The following is a 21119-nucleotide window of genomic DNA, read 5'->3' on the forward strand; positions in this document are numbered from 1 at the left end:
GGCGCGGCCCGCGCGTACCGCGGATTCTCGGTCGGATTCCGGCGAGATCCGGTTCGGGCGTGATGTCAGATTCGGGTGATGTCGAGGCCGCCGTCCTGGAACTGCGTCCGCAGCCGCTTCTTGTCGAACTTGCCGACGCTGGTCTTCGGCACCTCGGAGATCACGGTCCAGTTCTCGGGGACCTGCCACTTGGCGACCTTGCCCGAAAGGTACTCGCGCAGTGCGTCGATCGTGGTCGGCGTCCCCTCCCGCAGCACAACGGCCACCAGCGGTCGCTCGTCCCACTTCTCGTCGGGGATGCCGATGACGGCGGCCTCGAGGACGTCCGGATGCCCCATCACGGCGTTCTCCAGGTCCACCGACGAGATCCATTCGCCACCGGACTTGATGATGTCCTTGGTGCGGTCGGTGAGGGTGAGGTACCCGTCCGGGGTGATCGACCCGACGTCGCCGGTGCGCAGCCAGCCGTCGTCGAACTTATCCGGCGCGTCGACCCCATAGTAGGACCCGGTGATCCAAGGCCCGCGCACCTCGAGTTCACCGATGGCGGTGCCGTCGTTCGGGACCACGCCCCCGACGTCGTCGACGAGGCGCGCCTGCACCGACGCCGGGAACCTGCCCTGGGTGTACCGGTACCGCCAGCGCTCGTCGCCCTCGGTGCCCGCGGGCGGACGCGCCACCGACCCGAGCGGCGAGGTCTCGGTCATGCCCCACGCATGCAGCACCTGCACGTCGTACTCGTTCTCGAACACGTGCATGAGCGCCGGCGGCACGGCGGACCCGCCGATCAGGACGTCCTTCATGAAGGAGATGTCCTGCGGGTGCTCCTCCAGGTGCAGGTGCAGCCCCTGCCAGATCGTCGGGACCGCGGCCGCGTATGTCGGACGCTCGGCGGCGATCAGTTCGGCCAGCGGCGCCGGCTGCAGGAACCGGTCCGGCATGATCAGCGAGGCTCCGATCATGAACGCCGCGTACGGCAGCCCCCAGGACATCGCGTGGAACTGCGGCACCACGGCCAGCGCCCGGTCACCCTGCCTCAGCGCCGGACCGTCCGTCATGCACACCTGCATCGAATGCAGGTAGATCGAACGGTGTGAGTACACAACGCCTTTCGGGTCACCGGTGGTGCCGGAGGTGTAACACATGGCGGCCGCGGACCGCTCGTCCAGCTCCGGCCAGTCGAACTCCGTCGGCTGCCCGGAGATCAGCGCCTCGTACGTGTGGACCTGCACCCCGTCCGGTGCCTCCAGTCCGGCGGTGGTCTCACCGGTGACGATCACGTGCTTGACCGTCGAGAGCTGCGGCAGCTGCGGGGCCAGGAGCGGGATCAGCGTCGCGTCGACGATGATCACGTGGTCCTCCGCATGGTTGGCCACATGCACCAGCTGCTCCGGGAACAGCCGGATGTTGAGCGTGTGCAGCACCGCGCCCATCGACGGGACCGCCAGGTACGCCTCGAGGTGCTCGGCGTTGTTCCACATGAACGTCGCGACCCGCTGATCGCCGGTGACGCCCAGCCCGCGCAGCGCGTGTGCGAGCGCCGCACACCGGCGGCCCACCTCGGCGTAGCTGCGCCGACGCGCACCGGCGTCGGTCCAGGTCACGACCTCCGCGCTGCCGTGCACCGTGCTGCCGTGCCGTAGCAGCTGGGCGATCGACAGCGGGGCGTCTTGCATCGTGCTCAACATGAATCGCTCCTCAATTGATCGGTTCGCGCCCATTGTGACCTACCGCACACACTCGCCGCACGCGGCCCATCGCTTGCGTCACGAACCGTCCCGTCGCCGGGACCACGGCGGGTCACCTGGACTGATCTCGCGCGGTGCCCTATCTGTACGGAATGGACTTCATCCAGGAGCGGTTCATCGACCCGTTGAGCAACGTGCTGTACACGTACGTCCTCATCTATCTGCTGGTCGGAGCCGGCCTCTACTTCACGATCCGAACCCGCGGCATCCAGTTCCGCCGGTTCCCCGCGATGATCCGTCAGCTCGGCTCGTCCCGCTCGGGCGCCGAGGGCGGGATCTCGTCGTTCCAGGCGTTCTGCGTGGGGCTGGCATCGAGGGTCGGCACCGGCAACATCGCCGGCGTGGCGATCGCGTTGACGCTCGGCGGGCCGGGTGCGGTGTTCTGGATGTGGTGCGTCGCCCTCATCGGCATGGCCACCGCCGCCGTCGAGGCGACCCTGGCGCAGATGTTCAAGGTGCGTGGCCCCGACGGCGCTTTCCGCGGCGGACCCGCCTACTACATTCAACGTGGACTGCGCTCGCGTGCCGGCGGCATCCTGTTCGCGGTACTGCTCGTCGTCACCTTCGGTATCGCGTTCAACATGGTGCAGGCCAACACGATTGCCGACGTCCTCTCGCAGGCACACACCGTCGACCAGAAGTGGACTGCCGTGGTGCTGATGCTGCTCGCGGCGCCGGTCCTGTTCGGCGGCATCCGGCGCGTCGCGAAGGTGGCGGAAGTGGTGTTGCCGATCATGGCCGGCCTGTACGCCCTGCTCGCCGTCGTCATCATCGTCATGAACATCGGCCGCGTCCCCGAGGTCATCGGAATGATCGTCGGCGGCGCGTTCGGCATCGGTGAGGCCGCCGCGGGTGTTGCCGGCGGCGTGGCGGCCGCCCTGCTCAACGGCGTCAAACGCGGCCTGTTCTCCAACGAGGCCGGGATGGGCAGCGCGCCGAACACGGCGGCGACCGCGACCGTGTCCCACCCGGTGAAGCAGGGATTCGTGCAGTCGCTCGGGGTCTTCGTCGACACCATGATCGTGTGCACCGCCACCGCGATGATCATCCTGATGGCGGGACCGGAGGTGTACGACCCGGGTACCACCGGCTCGGCGGTGGGGGCGTCGTTGACACAGTCCGCGGTCGAGCACGAACTGGGCTCGTGGTCGGTGTGGCTGATGACGGTGCTGGTGTTCGTCTTCGCCTTCTCCTCGGTGCTGGGCAACTACTCGTATGCCGAGGTCAACATGTACTTCCTCGGCGCGGGACCGCGGACGCTGTTCGCCTTCCGCCTCGTCGTCCTCACCTCCGTGGGAATCGGTTCGGTGCTGGCACTGTCCGCGGTGTGGGCGGTCGCCGACGTCGCAATGGCCCTGATGGCGATCACCAACCTGGTCGCGATCGTCCTGCTCGGCAAGTGGGCGTTCGGCGCCTTCCGCGACTACGACCGGCAGACGAGCGCCGGCCGGGACCCGGTGTTCACGGACCGCGACAACCCCGACCTGCCCGGCGAGCTGCCCGACTCGGTGTGGCACACGCCGGGAGCTGTCGAGGTGGCCCGCAACGGCTGATCGGCGGCCCCGACAACCGGTCCGGCGTGCCGCGGCCCCTTGTGGTCGGGGCCGCGCCCGTCGGTCCCACTGCGCGGACTCGAACCGCGTTCTCCGGTACCACAAACCGGCGCTCTGGCCACTTGAGCTACAGCAGGGTTGGTCCGCTCGATCAGACGAACGATGCGGACACCCGGGACGTTAGCGGCTGTATGGCGGCTGGTGCCACCGATTTTCCGGCGGGCCCCACACCTGGCCCGGGCAGCGACCGCCGCCACGGGCGGCGTGGTCGGCCTCACCAGTGAGACGAGGCCGACTGCGCCCGAAGCCGATACGCCCGCCGCGCGTTTCCGGCTCCGATCATCGCCGCGATACGTTCGGCATCGGCGAAAGACCATGATCCGTCGTCAATTCCGGCACCGAGCACCTCGGCCAGCGCACGCCGGAAGTACGCGGTACTGATGTGGAACAGTTCGGGCAGACCGTAGCCGTCGGTGGAGAACAGGATCGAACCGAAGGGCGCGAGTTCGGTCAGCTCGGCAAGCACCCGCCCGCCGCGGCCGCCGACGTTCTGCATCGCGAGCCCGACGTCGACGAAGACGTGGTCGAACACCTGCGCCAGGTACCCGGCGTGGCGGTGGAACGGATAGGTGTGCAGCAACATGAGCGGCACACCCAGACCAGACGTGGCCCGGAGCAGCGGGGTCAGCAGCAGCGGATCGCCGCGTCCCAGCTCGGCGTCCACATCCCCGTAGCCGGTGTGGAACTGGATCGGCAGACCGAGTTCGACTGCGCTCCAGACGAGGAACCGGGTGAGGGTCTCGTCGGCCAGCCGGACCGGGGCCCCGCGGTCGATCGCACCCGCCCACCGTCCGGCAGCGGCCGCGACCTCCGCCCCGGTCGGACGCTCCGGCGCGAGGTCGAGCCCGACACGATATGCGGCAATCGATTTGAACGCGATTGCACCGCCCTCGACGGCGAGCTCCAGCCGATCGCGGCACGCATCGGCGAATCCCGCCGCCGTCGTCGGCCCGATCACCTGCTCGGCGACGGTTTCGAGCCGGACGACCTCACGGGCCGTCCCGTCGGTGAGCGCCGCCAGTTCACCAGGTGTGGTCAGTCGTTGCGCCGAATACCCGGTGTCGACCAGGAAGTCGCCGATCCCGGTTCCGCGCAGCAGCCTTCTCGACACCTCGTCGGAGCCGAGTTCCGCCCGTCGTAACAGGTAGTCGTCGGCCGGGACCCCGGCGGGAAGATCGAGCCGTGGTGCGCACAGGTGCCGCACCGCGAACCCGACGCGGGTGTCGAACAGGCTGCCGTGCCACGGCCCCGGCGCGTCCGCCTCGCAGAGCAGCGCCTCGAACCCGGCCCGGTCGAGGTCCTCGACCACGACGCCGTGACAGTGGTGGTCGACCAGGTCGGCCGAGTCCACCATCTCCGTCACCGAGGCATCGGCAGGGGTCATCCCTGCATTCTGCGCCGCATCGTCACCTCAGGCGTACTGCTTTGCCAGCGGCGACGGGAATCGCAGCATCACGCGGACCCCGCCCAGCCACTCGGTCAGGGCCTCGGCCTCTGCATCGAGCGCTCGCCGCGCGGCGGGATCGACGTCCTCGAGAAGGTGGACCACCACCCGGCCGGCGTCGTCCTGCCACCAGCCGCCGACGATTCTCCCGTCCCACCAGGCCGTGGGGCCGGCGTTGCCGTTCGAGTCGAACAACGGTTCCTTGTGAGGGCCGAGGTACCAGTCCCGTTCGCGCCAGCCCATCGTCGTCGGGTCCAGACCCGGCAGCAGGGCGGCCCATGGCTCGACCGGCTCGACCGGTTCCGCGTCGTCGGCCATCAGGTATCCGACCTGCCCGTCGAGGTCGACCTCGACGAGATCCAACGCGGACAACGCCTTTCGAACCACGGTCAGTGTCGAGCCGAGCCACCATTTCAGGTCGGCTTCGGTGCCGGGCCCGAACGCGCGCAGCCACTCTGCGACCAGCCAGGCGGCTCCCTCCGCATCGGTCACGGTCTCGATCGGGTCACCCAGCCACGATTCGGTGATGGCCCAACGGTTCCGGGACACCCTCCACGGCCCGTCGTTCGTCGCGCGCACGATCCGGCCCTCCGCGGACAGGACGGTGAGCACCCGCGGCCCGATCGACACCTGGCCACCCCAACTCTTGCCCTCACCGTAGGACATGGAGCCGTTCAACAGCGGGAGCTTCTCGCGAAGCGTCGTGTACGACAACGGTTCACCGCCAGACAGCGCATCGAGCACCGCGTCGCCGGCTTCCCGCAGCCATGCCTCCCCGTCGTCGAACAGCCCCGCCTTCTCCACTTCCCGCACGAGGCGACGGCGTTCGTTGTCGGCGACCCGGTTGCTCGCACCGGCCTGAACGAACGGCAGTGCCGCCCGCGGGAACACGAACAGGGTGCGCCGCATCGCCAGGTGCTTGACCAGCGACCGGTCCTCGTAGAGCGCGCGGTCCAGGTCGGGGACCGTCATCCCGTCCACGCGTGCTCGGGCGGACAGGTAGATCGTCGCCGGGTCGGTTCCGTGCAGGCAGACCAGGCTGCGGGCGGCATCGACCACATCGGCGGCGCCCGCTCCGGGCGCGAGGCGGTGACGGCGAGCGAGCCGCGCACGGCGCTGTGCGGGGTCGACGGACCGAAGGGAATGGGTGGACACGCGCCCATTGTGCCGCGACGGTCGGACAGTCCGGCCCGGACACGGATTCCGCCAGGGCGTCAGACGGCCGCGGGCTCCCGATCGGCCGATTCCAGCTCCCGCACCAGCGGCAGCACCTTGGCGCCGAAGTACTCGACCTCCTCCTGGAAGTGCAGGAAGCCCGCCAGGATCAGGTCGACGCCGCGACGCCGGTACTCGACGATGCGCTCCGCGATCTGCTCCGGTGTACCGATCAGCTGGGTGCGGAAACCGTCGTTGTACTGCACCAGGTCCTCGAAGGTCGAGTCCGCCCACATGCCCTTCTGGTCGCCGGTCGACGCACCGGCCTGCTGGACCGCGCTGCGGAAGCCCTCGACAGCCGACTTGTTCGCCTTCTCGATGATCTCGCGGAGAGTGTCGCGGGCTTCCCTCTCGGTGTCGCGGGCGATGATGAAGCCGTTGAGGCCGACCTTCGTCTCACGCTTGTGGGCGCGGGCCACGTCGCGCAGTTCGTCGATCTGCGCGGTGATGCCGTCGTAGTCCTTGCCGTTGCTGAAGTACCAGTCCGCATAGCGGCCACCGTTGGCGATCGCGGCAGTGGAGTTGCCGCCCTGGAAGAGTTCGGGATTCGGCCGCTCGGGCGTGTTCACCGGCTTCGGCTTGAGGGTGAAGTCGTGGATCCGGTAGAAGTCGCCGCGAAAGTCGACGTCGTCCTCGGTCCAGATCTTGCGGAGCACCTGCAGGAACTCGGCGCTGCGCCGGTAGCGCTCGTCGTGTTCGAGCCACGGCTCGCCGAGGTGGGTGAACTCGTCCTTGAACCAGCCGCTGACGACGTTCACCGCGAACCGGCCGCCGGACAGCTGGTCGGCGGTGGCGCCGAGCTTCGCCAGCACGGCCGGCTGCCACAGGCCCGGATGCACCGCCGCGATCACCTTCAGCCGCTCGGTGGCCAGCAGCAGCGCGAGGCTGAAGCTGGTCGACTCGTGCTGGAACTCGGCGCCGTAGCTGGCCTCGTAGCGGACCTGACTCAGGGCGTACTCGAAGCCGTTGTTCTCGGCGGTGCGGGCGAGCTTGACGTTGTACTCGTAGTCCCAGCTGGTTCGCTGCTCGATGTCCGAGGTGACAAGGCCACCGCTGACATTGGGCACCCAGTAGGCGAACGTGGTCTGGTCGGCGATGCGTTCGGTTGACATGGCTACCGATTGAAGCCGCGCCACCGGCCGAGCCCCACCGTTGCGATCACCGGGATTGCAACGGCGATGCGCCTGCCCGACGCAGCTGCAGGGCACTCGGGCCGGAAGAACAGGTATGGACGTAGGTAGTTTCCCGCATGTCACCGGCTCCACAGCGACACAGGATGTGATCCACCGCACATTCCGAAGCCGGTAGTCGATGCTCCGACATCGTTCGCGGCGCCCGTCGGCCGTGCGGACCCCTTTGTATCGAATTCAGAGGAAGGTGCCCGCACCGATGAAGGACCACCTGCTCACCTGCAGCGACTACGTCACCGCGATGTTCGCCCGCGATTTCGTCGCGGACGGTTTCGTCGACGACGCCGTCGAACGTATCCACCGCGGTGAGATCGGCGACTGGGTGCGTGCGCTGGCCTGGTCGGGCCTGTTCACCAACCTCGTCGTCGCGAACGCCGCGCACGCCTGGCGGTGCGATCCGCGTTCCCTGCTGGACGCACTGCTGGGGGACGCCGACGAAGTAGCCGTCAAACGCTACGACCTCGCGTGGCAAGCGCTGGACAGAACTGCGCGGTTCCGTTCCTCCGCGGCCGCCAACGAGTAGCGCGACCGTCACGCCGGCCGGCCCGACGAGGCGCCGTCACAGATGGCGGTGCCGCACCGACGGGCGGCGGGCGCCACGAACCGCGGCAGGTACGCGAAATGCCGGCCTGCCGGACAAGCCTCGACCTTGCCGAGGCACCACGACCACGGCACCACGCCGATGGAAATCACCAAGGGAGAAAAGAATGGGTTCCTCTGAGTCCGACCTCAAGCTCATCAAGCAGATTCAACCGGTCGTCAGCGGCCTCGGCACCGTCATCGGCGGCGTGGGAGCGGCACTCGGATTGATCGGCGCGCTGGCTGCGTTCAGCTGACCGACACGGCAGGACCGGCGGAGCCGCGCTCGATCGGAGGTCGTGTGTCATTGCCGCGACCACTGTCGAAGCAGCCGCGTCGGGGATCGAGTGGGATCCCCGACGCGGCTGCATTGCGCCATGCGATCGAGCCGCCGGACGCGCGCCGGGCCACCGAGCGGGCGCGGTCGAGGCGCTGGCGTGAAGTGCTCAGGGTCAGGGCCCCACGGCTGAGCGGGCATATTCTGAACGGGTACCACCCGAGTTGTGAGCATGTCCGCCCGGAGTGTCGGGGGCCGCGGGGCGGCGGAGAGCACGTACCCGATGACCGACAGCGATCCGTTCCGAACCCGACGTGACGCGTCCCCGACGGTCGACAGTGAGCTGGGTGCGGCCGGTTTCGACGAGGCCGAGGAGATCGGGCACGGCGGCTTCGGCGTGGTGTACCGCTGCACGCAAACAGTTCTCGAGCGGACCGTTGCGGTGAAGGTGCTCACCGCCACGTTGGACGAGGAGAACCTCGGGCGGTTCCTCCGGGAACAGCGGGCGATGGGCCGGCTGACCGGGCACCCGAACATCGCGGGGGTACTGCAGGTCGGGACCACCGACAGCGGCCGGCCGTATCTGGTGATGCCGTACTACCCGCAGGGCTCCCTCGACACCCGGATCCGACGGCACGGCCCGCTCACCGTGCCGGAGGTGCTGCGGCTGGGGGTGAAGATGGCCGGAGCGCTGGCGACCGCGCACCGGGCCGGGATACTGCACCGCGACGTCAAGCCCGCGAACATCCTGCTCACCGACTACGGCGAGCCACTCCTGACGGACTTCGGCATCGCCCACATCACCGGCGGGTTCGAGACCACGACCGGCACGATCACCGGGTCTCCGGCATTCACCGCCCCGGAGGTGCTCGCCGGGGACCCACCGACACCCTCCGCGGACGTGTACGGGCTCGGCGCCACGCTGTTCGCCGCCCTGACCGGACACGCCGCGTTCGAGCGCCGCAGCGGCGAACAGGTGGTCGCCCAGTTCCTGCGGATCACCACCGCGCCGGTCCCCGACCTTCGCGAAAACGGCATCGACAACGACGTGGCGGCGGCGATCGAGCAGGCCATGGCCCACGCACCGGACGAGCGGCCCACGGTGACCGCCCTCGCGGAACAGCTTCAACAGGTGCAGGCCCGCAGCGGGCTCCCGGTCGACGAGATGGCGCTGCGCGCCGAACCGGACACCGGACAGCAGACGGGCGGTCCGCCGGCGCCGATGCCGCTGACCACCGGTCGCTCGCCCATCCGCCCGTCCTCCCGGGACGCGGCGGGCGAGAAGGGGAATCTCCCGACGGAGTTGTCGACGTTCGTCGGCCGCCGTAGCGAGCTGACCGAGGCGAAGCGGCTGCTTGGGTCGTCCCGACTGGTCACGTTGACGGGGATCGGCGGGGTGGGCAAGACGCGGCTGGCATTGCGGGTCGCCACGGGCGCGCGGCGGTCCTTCGCGGACGGGGTGTGGCTGATCACGTTGGGCGAGTTGCGTGACGGGGCCCTGGTGGAGGGGGTGGTCGCTGCCGTGCTGGGGCTGCGTCCGCAGTCGACGCGGCCGCTGCGGGAGGTTCTGGTGGATTTCCTGGCGCCGCGGGAGCTGCTGCTGGTCCTCGACAACTGTGAGCAGGTGGTCGATGCGGCGGCGCAGCTGTCGGGGACGCTGCTGGCCGCCTGCCCGAAACTACGCATCCTCGCCACCAGCCGCGAGGCCCTGGGCATCGGAGGGGAGGCGGTACTGCGGGTGCCTCCCCTGACCGTCCCCGATCCGGACCGCGAGCCGTCGCTGCAAGAAGTCCGCGCTTATGACGCGGTCAGCCTGTTCACCGACCGCGCCGAAGCCGCACTGCCGGGATTCGAGCTCACCACCGACAACGTGGCCACCGTCGCGAGGATCTGTGCCCGCCTGGACGGGCTGCCACTGCCGATCGAGCTCGCGGCGGCCCGGCTGCGGGTGCTCTCACCGGAGCAGATCCTGGCGCGGCTGACCGACCGTTTCACGCTGCTCGCGCGCGGCGGCCGGGGCGCGCCGACCCGGCAGCAGACGCTGCGCCTGTGTGTCGACTGGAGTCACGAATTGTGCACCCCGGCCGAGCAGCGGCTCTGGGCGCAGTTGTCGGTGTTCGCCGGCGGCGTCGAACTCGATGCCGCCGAACAGGTGTGCCCGTGGGACGAGGAGGACGGCGCCCTGATCGACGTCCTGACCGCCCTGGTCGACAAGTCCATCCTCATCCGGGGGCAGTCGGGCACCGTGGCGCGGTTCCGAATGCTCGAAACCCTGCGCGACTACGGCCGCGAGAAGGCGCACGAATCCGGCGAGTTGCCGGACCTGCGACGGCGGCACCTGCACTGGTGCCGGCAATTGGCGCAGGGCGCGGAGGCCGGGTGGATCAGTGCAAGGCAGCTCGACTGGATCGACCGTCTCGACCGCGAACAACCCAACCTCCGCGAGGCTCTCGAATTCGCCCTCACCGACGACTCGGGATCCGACGGTGTCTTGTCCTTCGCGGGTGCCCTGCAGCCGTTCTGGCTTGCACGCGGACAGCTGGGCGAGGGACGGTACTGGCTCGACCGCGCCCTCGCGATCCGGCCGCTTGGTGTGCCCGCGGTGCGGGCGATGGCGTCGTTCCGGGATATGGCACTGGCCGAGCTCCAGGGAGACCTCGCCGCGGGAGCCGCACTGGCCACCGAGGCCCGAGCCCTCGCCGAACAGACCCCGGACCCGGTCGTGCACGCGTACGCCGAATTCATCGAGGGCGGCCATGAGCTCTTCATCGGTGACCTCACCACCGCGTGCGCGCGCCTGGACCGCGCCCTCGACGAGTTCGCCGCGCGGGGTGATCTCTATACACAGGTATGCGTGCTCCTCACCCTCGGATGGGCGCACGAACTCCGACAGGACACGGCGAGTGCACTCGAGTGTCACGAGAAGATCCTCGCGATCACCGAGTCCCACGGCGAATCGGTGTATCGGTCGTACGCGCTGTGGGCCTCCGCGGTCGCCGCATGGCGCCAGGGTGATCGTGACAGTGCGCTGCGACTGCTGCAGCAGGCACTCGTCCTGATCCGGCAGAGGAAGGACCCGTTGCTGGCCGCGCAGTGTCTCGAGGCGCTGGCCTGGATCACGGTCGACGCGGGCAGCGCACGGCGCGCCGCGGTGCTGCTGGGTGCCGCGCAGGTCCTCGGGCAGACGGCGGGCACCTCCACCGTGATGGTCCCGCATCTACTCGTCCATCACGATGAATACGAGCGGACCGCGCGCCGGGCGCTCGGTCAGCAGGCGTTCCAGGCCGCGCACCGCGAAGGCGGCTCGCTCGATCTCGACGCCGCCATCGCCTACGCCCTCGGCGAGGAACCCACCACGGCACCGACCACCCCCGGCACCTCGACCGAGCTGACCAAGCGGGAACGGCAGGTTGCCGACCTCGTCGCCGAGGGGCTGACCAACAAGGCGATCGCCGCCCGCCTGGTCATCTCCCAACGCACCGTCGACGGACACGTCGAGCACATTCTGACCAAGCTGGGCTTCACCTCCCGGGCACAGATCGCGGCCTGGACGGTCGAACACCGACAACACTGACCAGAGGAGCGCGTCCTCCCGGGACCAGGAACGATCTGCTGCCCTTCGGCCGCGGGGTGGACCGGGAGGTCCCGGGTCAGACCGACACCCTGCCGCGCGGCGTGGCCGCGAAACCGGAGGTCGGCGCGAAGCGCGCCAGCACGTCCTCGGCCGGCTCGCCCGCCGCCTCACCGATGTAGGCGAGCACGTCCTCCCTACTTTTCAGCGCGACCAGCGCGTCCGGCTCGGACAGGAACCGGAACAGCGATGCGGCCACCGGTTCGCTCACCGTCGCCGCGGGGAAGAACAGGTCGGCGTACTCGGCGTACTTCGGATCGCCCAAGAACAGGCGGGTGACCTCCGCCGCGGCATGCCCGCGGGTGTTCCAGTGCCGGTCGAACTGCTCGGTGAGCCACTCCTCGGTGAAGGCGCCCTCGTGGTCCCGGACCGCCGCGACGAGCGCGGCGATCTGGACGACGGTGTTCTGCGCGCCCTGGCCGGCGACCGGGTCGAACGAGATCGCGGTGTCGCCGATTGCCGCCACGACGTGACCACCCGCGGTACGGCCGACGGCGCGGCGCACCGTCGGGGTGACCGCGCCCCGCAGCCACGAGTGCGGGTCCGCCTCGATCACGCGCAGCTGTTCGACCTCGGCGGCGTCCTTCGGGAAGTACTCGCGGTACAGGTCGATCACCACCCGACGCGCACTGTGGACATCGGTCACGGAGGCGAACTTCTCCACCCACGGCGATCCCGGTTTCGCGAACCCGAGGAAGCTCCACGCCTGCCCGGCGTCCTTGTGCAGGTACGGCCCGAACCAGGCCTCGCCGAAGTCGGTGTGCAGGTTGAACTGGTTGTGAGCGCCGCCGCCACGGTGGCCCCAGGTGTCCGGCCCCTGATCCAGTCCCTGCAACGTCACCATCAGCAGGTGCCGCTGCGGCTCGGTGTAGACGGTCCGGTCGGTGTCGACGGGAAACAGGCCCGACAGCCCGCCCTTGCCGGTGGCGACGAGCGTGAGATCGTGCTCGGCCGCGATGGCGTCGAGTCCGTCGATGTCGATCGCGCGGACCTCGAATCGTCCGCCCCGCTCGAGGAATCGGCCCAACCGGTCGTCGGCGCGCAGCCGAACGTCCACGCCCCTGGCGATGTACCGGAAGTCGGGGTCGAACTCGAGAACCTCGCCGTAGGTGTCGCCGACCCCGGTGTGGAGGCGGGCGCTCATTCCGGTCGAGTGCGGGCCGTCGGCGTAGAGGTCCTCGATTATCTCCGAGTCCGACTCCTGCGACTTGCCGAAGTAGACGGCGGTTCCCGTTGCGGGGACGTCGTTGCGCAACGAGTCCCGGTCGCGGTCGCTGTAGAGGGTGACGTCGAAGCCGATGTTCTGCAGGCCGAGCGCGGCGGTGGTTCCCGCCAGCCCCGCCCCGACGATTGCTGCGGTGCGTGCCATGAGATCTCCTGGTGCAGTTGATGTTGGGTCGGCAGAGGTCGTGCGCGGTCGGCTCAGCCGACGGTCGTGCGCGGTCGGCTCAGCCGACGGTCGTGCGCGGTCGGCTCAGCCGACGTACGCGTTGAATCGCTCGGTGACGGTGGACAGGTCGCCGCCGAGCCGGTACCGCGCGCCGCGGTGGTTGTCCGGCAGCCGGTCGCCCTGGCCGAACAGCTTGTGGCGCAACGTTCCCTCCCGGTAGATCGCCGGGTACGCGCCGCGGGCCTGCAGTGCGGGCACGACGTGTGTGACGACGTCCTCGAAGGAACCCGGCGTGATCGCGTAGGCCAGGTTGAACCCGTCCACGTCCGTCTCGTCCACCCATTCCTGCAGGGTGGCGGCAACGGTGTCCCCGGACCCGACGAAGCGAGGCCCGAGCCCGCCGATGCCGGCCCACTCCGCGATGTCGCGGACTCTCCACTCCCGGCCGTCGTCGTCGGCCTCCTGGAACGCGGCGACTGCGGAACGGATGGCGTTCGACTCCACATTGCCGATCGGTTCGTCCAGGTCGTATCGGGACAGGTCGATACCCATCCATCCGGACGTGAACACCAGTGCGCCTTCCACACTCGCGTACCGCTTGTACTCCTCGTGCTTCGCGGCGGCGGCCTCGTCGGTAGCGTCGGTGATGATCGTCGACAGGGCGTAGATCCGCGCCGAGTACGGGTCCCGGCCCGCATCGGCGAGGGAGCGCCGGATCCGCGCGACGGTGTCCTTGAGGACCCACTTCGACGGGCCTCCGATGAAGATCGCCTCGGCGTTCTCCGCCGCGAACCGGACCCCACGCGGCGAGGCCCCGGCCTGGTAGATCACCGGGGACCGCTGCGGCGACGGCTCGGACAGATGGATGCCGGGAACCGTGAAATGCGTTCCGCGGTGCCCGATGTGGTGCACCTTCTCCGGGTCGACGTATACCCCGGCGGCGGTGTCGCGGACCACCGCGTCGTCCTCCCACGAGCCCTCCCACAGTTTGTAGAGGACCTCGAGGTACTCGTCGGCATGGTCGTACCGGTCGTCGTGGTCGAGTTGGTCGTCGGCGCCGAAGTTGCGTGCCGCGGAGGGCAGATAGCCGGTGACGACGTTCCACCCGATGCGTCCGCGGGTGAGGTGGTCGAGGGTCGAGAGCCTGCGGGCGAACGGGTAGGGGTGCTCGAATCCGGTGCCGGTGGTGATCCCGAACCCCAGGTGCTCGGTGGCGGCGGCCATCGCCGAGACCAGCAGCAGCGGGTCCGCGACCGGAATCTGCGCCCCCTGCCGCAGCGCGGCCTCGTCGGTGCCCCCGTACACGTCGTAGGTGCCGAGCACGTCGGCGATGAACAGGCCGTCGAACAGGCCCCGCTCCAGCAGTCTCGCCAGTTCGGTCCAGTAGCGCAGGTCGGTGTACCGGTGCGACTGGTCCTGCGGGTGGCGCCACAGTCCGGGCGACTGGTGGGCGACGCAGTTCATGTCGAACGCATTGAAGCGGATCTGGCGGGTCATGCCGACACCCCCGGCCTGCGACCCGCGCTCCACGCATACGGCAACGGGTCCCCGTTGAGCAGATGCGCGCCGACGGCCTGCTGCTTGTAGATGAGCGGATTGTGCGCGGAGATGACTCGGGCGTTGCGCCAGTGCCGATCCAGTCCGAGCGGTGCCGCGCCGATGGAGGCTCCGCCGACCTCGAACAACTCCGTGGTGGCGTCGAGTACCAGGCCGATCACCACCGACTGCGCCTTGGCGGCCGCGGCCTCGGCACGGTCGAGCAGCTCGGGGTCCTGGCCGCCGGCGTCGAGGAGGATGTCGAGTTCGTCCGCGACGGCGAGGACTGCGGCCCGGGCGCCGTACGCGGCGGCCGAGACCCGGCCGATCACCTGCTGCACGAGCGGATCGTGGCGGGGCAGGTCCGCGGCGGCATGGGTGAACGTGCGGGTGCGCCCGCGCACCCAGTCGATCGTGTCGGTCTCGGCGCGCGTGGCGATACCGGCAAGCACGGCGAGTTGCACCAACTGGAGGTAGGACGTCGCATAGGTGCGGCCCGGCGCGCCGTACCCGGGTCCGAGGATTCGGTCCTCCGGCACCGCGACGTTCTCGAATGTCGTTGTTCCACTGGCTGTCAGCCGCTGCCCGAACCCGTCCCAGTCGTCACTCCGGGTGACGCCGTCCTGCGCGGCGTCGACCAGGACGGAGACCCGCTCGCCGTCCCGGTCGGCGGCGACGAGGATGTGGTCCGCGTACAGGCTGCCGGTGCTGTAGTACTTCACGCCGTCGAGTGCCCACCCCTCCCCACGACGGGTGAGGGTGGTCCGGTAACGGTCCGCGGCACCCACTCCCGGCTCCGTGATCGCGTTGCCGACGAGCGTTCCGGCGGCGGCGGCGTGCAGCCAGCGCCGGGCCCGGTCGTCGCCGGCGAGACGCTGATCCTCGACGAAGCTCCAGTGCACCCGAAGTGCCTGTGGCAGATTCGATTCCGCGGTCGCCAGATCGATCAGCAGATCGAACAGCTGCCGCACCGAGACACCGAAACCACCGTGCTCCACCGGCACCCGCAGCGCACCGAAGCGCGCCTGGCGCAGCCACTCGACCTGCTCGAACGGCAGTCGGCGGTCACGCTCGCGCAGGGCCGCGCCCTCCCCGATCCGTTCGAAGATCGGCGCGAACACTTCCCTCAGTTCCCGGTCCGTCACCGCCGGCTCGATCGTTGCACTGCTCACGACTGTGTTCCCCTTCCGCTGTGTGCCCCCAACCCTTGGCCACCCGCAGCGAAGTCGCACCCGTTGTACTCGCCGTGAATCGAACCCTCCCCAGCCCCGGAAAAAGGAACGGCTGAAGGTGCCGTTCGAGCGGATCAACCGCACGAAGGGCACCTTCAGCCGGAGGGTCAGATCACGCCGTGTCGCGGCGGGTGGGTGCCGGAGAGCGTCCAGCGGCCGATGTGCTGGAGCTTCCACCGGGTGGCGTCGTGCAGGGTGTGGGTACGGGCGTCGCGCCAGTACCGCGACAGGTTCGCCGCACCGGACGCGCTGCGTGTGCCGCCGAGCTCGAACAGCACGTTCGCGGATTCCACCGCCGCACGCGCCGCCGCCACCTTCGCCGTCGCGACGTCGATCGACGCGGCCGCCGTTCGTTCCGCGCTCGGATTCGCCCTCGCGGCGTCCACCGAACGTGCCGCGACCGAGAGCAGCGCCTGGGCCGCCCGCACCGTCACGGTCACCTCCCCTGCCAGCTGCACCAGGAGCGGATCGTCCACCGCCCGCTCGACATTCGCCTCGAAGTGGGGTCGGGCCTTGCCGGCCTGTACGGTCGCCTCGGCGAGGGCTCCGGTCGCGATTCCGACGTCGATCGCGGCGTGCACTAGTTGGGCCTGCGCGCCGTAGGTGGTGGGGCCGGCGAACACCGGCGTGTACGGCACCACCGAGGACGCCGGGACCACGACGTCGTCGAGGGTGACGGTGCCGCTGGCGGTGGTGCGCTGCCCCATGCCGTCCCAGTCGTCGACGACCGTCACCCCGTCGGCGTCGCGGGGCACGAACGCGATGGCCTTCCCGGTCGCGGCATCGGGGCTGCCGGGTCCGTCGAACAAGCTGGCCCGCACCATGATCCAGTCCGCAAACAGCGCACCTGTGCTGTAGAACTTGCGCCCGGACAGGACGTAGTCGGTCCCCCGCCGACGGAGCACCGTGGTGTCGACATTGATCGGGTGCGGCCCGCGTTCGCTCTGCGCGTTCGCGAGCAACGCCCCGGCGAGCACCTCGCCGTAGAAGAATCGCTGCTGCTCGTTGCCGCCCTGCGTTCGCAGCGCCTCGAGAAAGGTGAAGTGGGACTGCGGAATCTGGCCGATGCTTGGATCCGCAGCCGAGAGCAGCCGGAAGATCTCGGCGACCACTTCGAAGGGCGCGTCGACACCACCGAACTGGCGCGGGACCGTCACCGCGAGCAATCCGGATGCGGTGAGCTGCCGGATCTGGTCGTGAGGTAGTTCCCTCTCGATGTCCCGACGGGCGGCGTCGACGGCGAACTGGTCCGCCAGCCCTGCCGCGACGCGCAGGGCCTCGTCGACTCCGGTGATCCGGCCGGCCGCGGGCGCGACGGTCACGACGCACCGGCCGCGAGGAAGGGCACGTTCCCGGCCCCGGCCGCACCGGGACCGCTGGTGAACAGGCCGCGCTCGCGCAGGATCGGCAGCACCCCCTCGCCGAACCAGTACAGCTCCTCGAGGTGGGGGTAGCCGGAGAGCACGAACTCGTCAATGCCGAGCGCCGCGTACTCGGCGATCCGGTCGGCGACCTCGGTGTGGCTGCCGACGAGGGCGGTGCCAGCGCCGCCGCGAACCAACCCGACACCGCTCCACAGGTTCGGTGCCACTTCGAGATTGCGGGCGTCGCGCCAGTCGCCGCTGCGCCGGTTGGCCTCGTGCAGGGCGAGCATGCGGCGCTGCCCCTCGGACTCGCTGCGGGCGAGCCCGGCCTGCGCGGATTCGACGGTGTCCGGACCGAGTGCAGCGACCAGTTTGTCGGCCTGCGCCCACGCCTGCGCCGCGGTGTCGCGGGTGATCACGTGCAACCGGATACCGAACCGGACCGGTCGACCACGGGTCGCCGCGAGGTCGCGGATCCACGCGATCTTCTCCGCGACCGCCGCAGGCGGCTCACCCCAGGTGAGATAGACGTCGGAGTGCTCGGCGGCGACCGGGCCCGCCGCGGCGGACGAGCCACCGAAGTACAGCGGCGGCACCGGATTCGGCAGCGTCGCCAGCGCCGCCTCGTCGACGCGGAGGTGCTCACCGTGGTGGGTGACCGTCTCGCCCGACCACAGTCGCCGCACGATGGAGAGGAACTCGTCGGCGCGGGCGTAGCGGTCGTCCTTGCCGAGGTGGTCGCCGTAGGCCCGCTGCTCGTGCGCCTCACCACCGGTGACGACGTTGAGCAGGATCCGGCCCGGCGCGTGCAGGGAGAACGTCGCCGCCATCTGCGCGGCCAGCGTGGGACTGACCAGTCCCGGGCGAAAGGCGACGAGGAACGCCAGGCGCTCCGACTCCCTGGCGACCATCGCGGTGGTCAGGAAGGCGTCCTCGCACCAGGCTCCGGTCGGGGTGAGCGCACCGGTGAACCCGAAGTCCTCCGCCGCACGGGCGATCGACGACAGATAGCCGATGCTCGCCCGCCGATCACCCCCTGCGGCGCCGGCGGGCGTGCCGTGGCCCCCGCCGACGATGAGCCGGCTGTCGCCGTAAGTGGGCAGGAACCAGTGGAACGCCAAAGACATGACCCTGAAGGTTAGGGACGAGAAGCGGCGACGACCATGGTTGCGATCGGGACGATTCCAATCCCCGCGCGGTGCACACATCGGTTCGCGAGCGCGCCGCGGTTCTGCACGCCGATCGGATGTGTGCACGCGCCAACGGGGGTGTGCACGGGTGGTGAGCGCGGGTGCGCTCAGTGCCGCAGCGCTGGTGCGCTCAGTGCCGCGCCGCCCGCACCCGCAGGTCTCGCGCCAGGTGGTCGCGCTGTTCGACCACGAGGCGCCGCAACGCCGCCGGTGCATCGGCATGAGCGGCGAGCCAGGCGTCGACCGCGTCGAGGGTCTCGGACGCGGGGAACAGGCCGACGACGATGCGCTTGGCGATCTCGATGCTGCGGTCCGCCCAGATGCCGGTGATCACCGCGAAGTACTCGTCGTCGAAGCGGGCGACGAGGTCACGCCGGTCCCCGGCCCGGAAGCCGCCGATGGTCGCGTCGAGATGGTCGTTGGTGAGGGTCGTGTCGGTCAGTGCCCGGGTCCACGCCTGTGCCTTGACCTCGACGTCGGGGCGGGCCGCCAGCGCGCGGACATGCGCGGTGCGCCCGGACGCGGTGTCGTCGCGGGCCAGTTCGGCGTCCAGGTCGGCGGCCTCGGCGTGCCCGGTGGCGGACAGCGCCGTCCACAGCGACCACCGCAGGTCGGGGTCCAGGGCCAGCCCGCTCGGCGCGGGGGCGGTGCCGTCGAGCGTGGCGCGAATGTCGGCGGCCCGTCGACCGTCGACCATCGCGGCGGCGGCGACCGCACGTGCCCACGCCAGCTGCGAACCGGATCCGGGATCTGCCGCCTGCAGTGCCGCCCAGCATGATTCGAGCCAGTCACCGCGCCACCGGTCCCGGTCCGCGGTGGGCACGTAGTGGCCGACCGCGTACGCGGCGTTCGCCAGCGTCGCGGTCAGCAACGCCATGTTGGTCTCGGCCGGCGCGAATGCCCGGGCCATCGCCAGGTAACGCCCGGGATCGAGGACCCCGTCCCGGGTGGCGTTCCACAACGCCGACCACACCAGGCCGCGGGCCAGTGGGTCGACGATGCGGTCCAGCGAGGCCTCGACCGTGCGGAGGGAGAACCCACCGAGCCGGACCTTGGCGTAGGTCTGATCGCCGTCGTTGAGGAGCACCAGCGGGGTCTCGGTCAGGTCGACGGGCGTTCTCGCGCCGCTGATGTCGACACTCAGTCGTTCGGTGAGCACGAGCGATCCGGATTCGTCGAAGTCGTAGAGCCCGATGCCGAGGGTGTGCGGTCGCGGATCGGTCTGCACGATCTCGTACCGCTTGTGCCGTCGCTCGAGCGTCAACGTCGACACCCCGCTCGTCTGCAGCCAGGCGCTCGCCCAGGCCTGCAGGTCACGGCCGGATGTCGCGGACAGTTCCGCGAGCAGGTCCGCGAGGGTGGTGTTGCCGAACGCGTGGGCCCGGAAGTAGCGGCGCGCCCCTTCGAAGAACGCTTCCCGGCCGACGTGGGCGACGAGCTGCTTGAGGACGCTCGCCCCCTTGGCGTAGGTGATGCCGTCGAAGTTCAGCTTCGCCGCCTCGAGGTCGACGATGTCGGCGACGATCGGATGGGTGGTCGGCAGCTGGTCCTGCGAATACGCCCACGCCTTGCGCCGATTCGCGAACGCCACCCACGCGTCGGTCCACTGCGTGGCCTCGGCGCCGGCGAGTGCGCCCATGTAGTCGGCGAAGGACTCCTTGAGCCACAGGTCGTCCCACCACTGCATCGTCACCAGGTCGCCGAACCACATGTGCGCCATCTCGTGCAGGATGGTGTTGGCCCGGCCCTCGTACTGGGCGGCCGTCGCGGCACCGCGGAAGACGTACGCCTCGGTGAACGTCACACAGCCGGGGTTTTCCATCGCGCCGAGGTTGTACTCGGGCACGAACACCTGGTCGTACTTGCCCCACGGATACGGGTAGTCGAACTGTTCGTGGAAGAAGTCGAGCCCCTGCCGGGTGACCTCCAGCACGGTGTCGGCGTCGAGGTGTCGCGCCAGCGAGGCCCGGCACAGCACCCCCAGCGGAACGGTGAGATCGCCTGAGCTCCAGACGGAGTCGACGCGATGGTACGGTCCGGCGACGACCGCCGTGATGTAGGTGGAGATCGGCAGGGTCGGCGAGAATTCCACGAACCGCCGCTCGTCGGACTCCTCCCACAGCGCGGCGGGGCGGTTCGAGATCACCTCCCACCCCGGTGGCGCGGTCACGGCGAAGGTGAACGGCGCCTTCATGTTCGGCTGTTCGAAGCAGGCGAAGACCCGACGGGCGTCGGCAGGCTCGTACTGGGTGTAGAGGTAGGTCTGCCCGTCGACCGGATCGAGGAAGCGGTGCAGCCCCTCACCCGACCGGCTGTAGGCGCCGGTCGCCCGGACCACGACGGTGTTCGACGCGGCCAGCCCGCGCAGGGCGATGCGGGCTCCGTCGTACTCGACCTCGGCGGGCTCCCCGTTGACGGTGACCGAGTCGACCGACGGTCCGATGAAGTCGAGCCAGGTCTGGTCGGCGGTGGCGTCGAACTCCACCGTCGTGACCGTCAGGAAGCCGGGTCGGTCGTGATCCGGGGCGGACGACAGGTCCAGATCCACGCGGTAGGAGCGGACGGTGACCGCGGCGGCGCGGGCTGCGGTCTCGGCACGGGTCAGGTTCGCGGTGCTCACGGTGTCGATCCTGCCAGGTGATCGGCAGCGAGACCGGGCGCACATATACCCCTATGGGTATTATCGATCGGGAACCGGACCGAGAGGACA

General features: G+C 69.8%; 14 protein-coding genes and 1 tRNA gene. 4 read left to right on the forward strand and 11 right to left on the reverse strand.

Annotation, left to right across the window (positions count from 1 at the left end; translation table 11 throughout):
- Positions 1–65 precede the first annotated feature (65 nt).
- Positions 66–1688 (reverse strand): long-chain fatty acid--CoA ligase, encoded by a 1623-nt coding sequence (locus ACWDUM_RS08905; RefSeq protein WP_450133681.1) that lies wholly within the window; start codon positions 1686–1688, stop codon positions 66–68.
- Positions 1689–1822: 134 nt separating this feature from the next.
- Between ACWDUM_RS08905 and ACWDUM_RS08910 the strand changes: the two genes are divergently transcribed.
- Positions 1823–3301 (forward strand): alanine/glycine:cation symporter family protein, encoded by a 1479-nt coding sequence (locus tag ACWDUM_RS08910; RefSeq protein WP_450133682.1) that lies wholly within the window; start codon positions 1823–1825, stop codon positions 3299–3301.
- A 64-nt stretch (positions 3302–3365) separates the two neighbouring features.
- Here ACWDUM_RS08910 and ACWDUM_RS08915 read toward each other — a convergent pair.
- From ACWDUM_RS08915 to sfnG, 4 genes are all read right to left on the reverse strand, one after another.
- Positions 3366–3438 (reverse strand) — tRNA-His (locus ACWDUM_RS08915).
- A 137-nt stretch (positions 3439–3575) separates the two neighbouring features.
- The gene (locus tag ACWDUM_RS08920; RefSeq protein ID WP_450133683.1) at positions 3576–4745 is read right to left on the reverse strand and encodes an amidohydrolase family protein; all 1170 of its coding nucleotides are present in this window, start codon (positions 4743–4745) and stop codon (positions 3576–3578) included.
- A 27-nt stretch (positions 4746–4772) separates the two neighbouring features.
- Entirely contained in the window at positions 4773–5960 is a 1188-nt protein-coding gene (locus tag ACWDUM_RS08925) for a winged helix DNA-binding domain-containing protein (RefSeq protein ID WP_450133684.1), read from the reverse strand.
- A gap of 59 nt (positions 5961–6019) precedes the next feature.
- Entirely contained in the window at positions 6020–7132 is a 1113-nt protein-coding gene (gene sfnG / locus ACWDUM_RS08930) for a dimethylsulfone monooxygenase SfnG (RefSeq protein WP_450133685.1), read from the reverse strand.
- A gap of 277 nt (positions 7133–7409) precedes the next feature.
- Between sfnG and ACWDUM_RS08935 the strand changes: the two genes are divergently transcribed.
- From ACWDUM_RS08935 to ACWDUM_RS08945, 3 genes are all read left to right on the forward strand, one after another.
- On the forward strand, positions 7410–7733 hold the full coding sequence (locus tag ACWDUM_RS08935) for a hypothetical protein (protein WP_450133686.1): 324 nt from the start codon (positions 7410–7412) through the stop codon (positions 7731–7733).
- A gap of 184 nt (positions 7734–7917) precedes the next feature.
- Positions 7918–8046 carry a hypothetical protein gene (locus tag ACWDUM_RS08940; RefSeq protein WP_450133687.1) on the forward strand — a complete coding sequence of 43 codons (129 nt, stop codon included), beginning with the start codon at positions 7918–7920 and terminating at the stop codon, positions 8044–8046.
- Between the two features lie 303 nt (positions 8047–8349).
- Positions 8350–11640 carry a protein kinase domain-containing protein gene (locus ACWDUM_RS08945; protein WP_450133688.1) on the forward strand — a complete coding sequence of 1097 codons (3291 nt, stop codon included), beginning with the start codon at positions 8350–8352 and terminating at the stop codon, positions 11638–11640.
- 76 nt (positions 11641–11716) lie between these two features.
- On the opposite strand, the gene ACWDUM_RS08950 is transcribed toward ACWDUM_RS08945, so the two are convergent.
- The 6 genes from ACWDUM_RS08950 to pepN form a co-directional block, all read right to left on the reverse strand.
- Positions 11717–13066 (reverse strand): styrene monooxygenase/indole monooxygenase family protein, encoded by a 1350-nt coding sequence (locus ACWDUM_RS08950; RefSeq protein ID WP_450133689.1) that lies wholly within the window; start codon positions 13064–13066, stop codon positions 11717–11719.
- 105 nt (positions 13067–13171) lie between these two features.
- Positions 13172–14584, reverse strand: a complete 1413-nt coding sequence (locus ACWDUM_RS08955; protein WP_450133690.1) for an LLM class flavin-dependent oxidoreductase — start codon at positions 14582–14584, stop codon at positions 13172–13174.
- Positions 14581–15795 carry an acyl-CoA dehydrogenase family protein gene (locus ACWDUM_RS08960; protein WP_450133691.1) on the reverse strand — a complete coding sequence of 405 codons (1215 nt, stop codon included), beginning with the start codon at positions 15793–15795 and terminating at the stop codon, positions 14581–14583. The genes ACWDUM_RS08955 and ACWDUM_RS08960 overlap by 4 nt, the downstream gene beginning before the upstream one ends.
- A gap of 167 nt (positions 15796–15962) precedes the next feature.
- Positions 15963–17177, reverse strand: coding sequence for an SfnB family sulfur acquisition oxidoreductase (locus ACWDUM_RS08965; protein WP_450133692.1), 1215 nt, complete (start codon positions 17175–17177; stop codon positions 15963–15965).
- Complete coding sequence (locus tag ACWDUM_RS08970; RefSeq protein ID WP_450133693.1) at positions 17174–18346, reverse strand: LLM class flavin-dependent oxidoreductase; 1173 nt, start codon at positions 18344–18346, stop codon at positions 17174–17176. The genes ACWDUM_RS08965 and ACWDUM_RS08970 overlap by 4 nt, the downstream gene beginning before the upstream one ends.
- Before the next feature lie 193 nt (positions 18347–18539).
- On the reverse strand, positions 18540–21029 hold the full coding sequence (gene pepN, locus ACWDUM_RS08975) for an aminopeptidase N (RefSeq protein WP_450133694.1): 2490 nt from the start codon (positions 21027–21029) through the stop codon (positions 18540–18542).
- Positions 21030–21119 lie beyond the last annotated feature (90 nt).

It is taken from the genome of Rhodococcus sp. NPDC003322 (genome assembly GCF_053589555.1).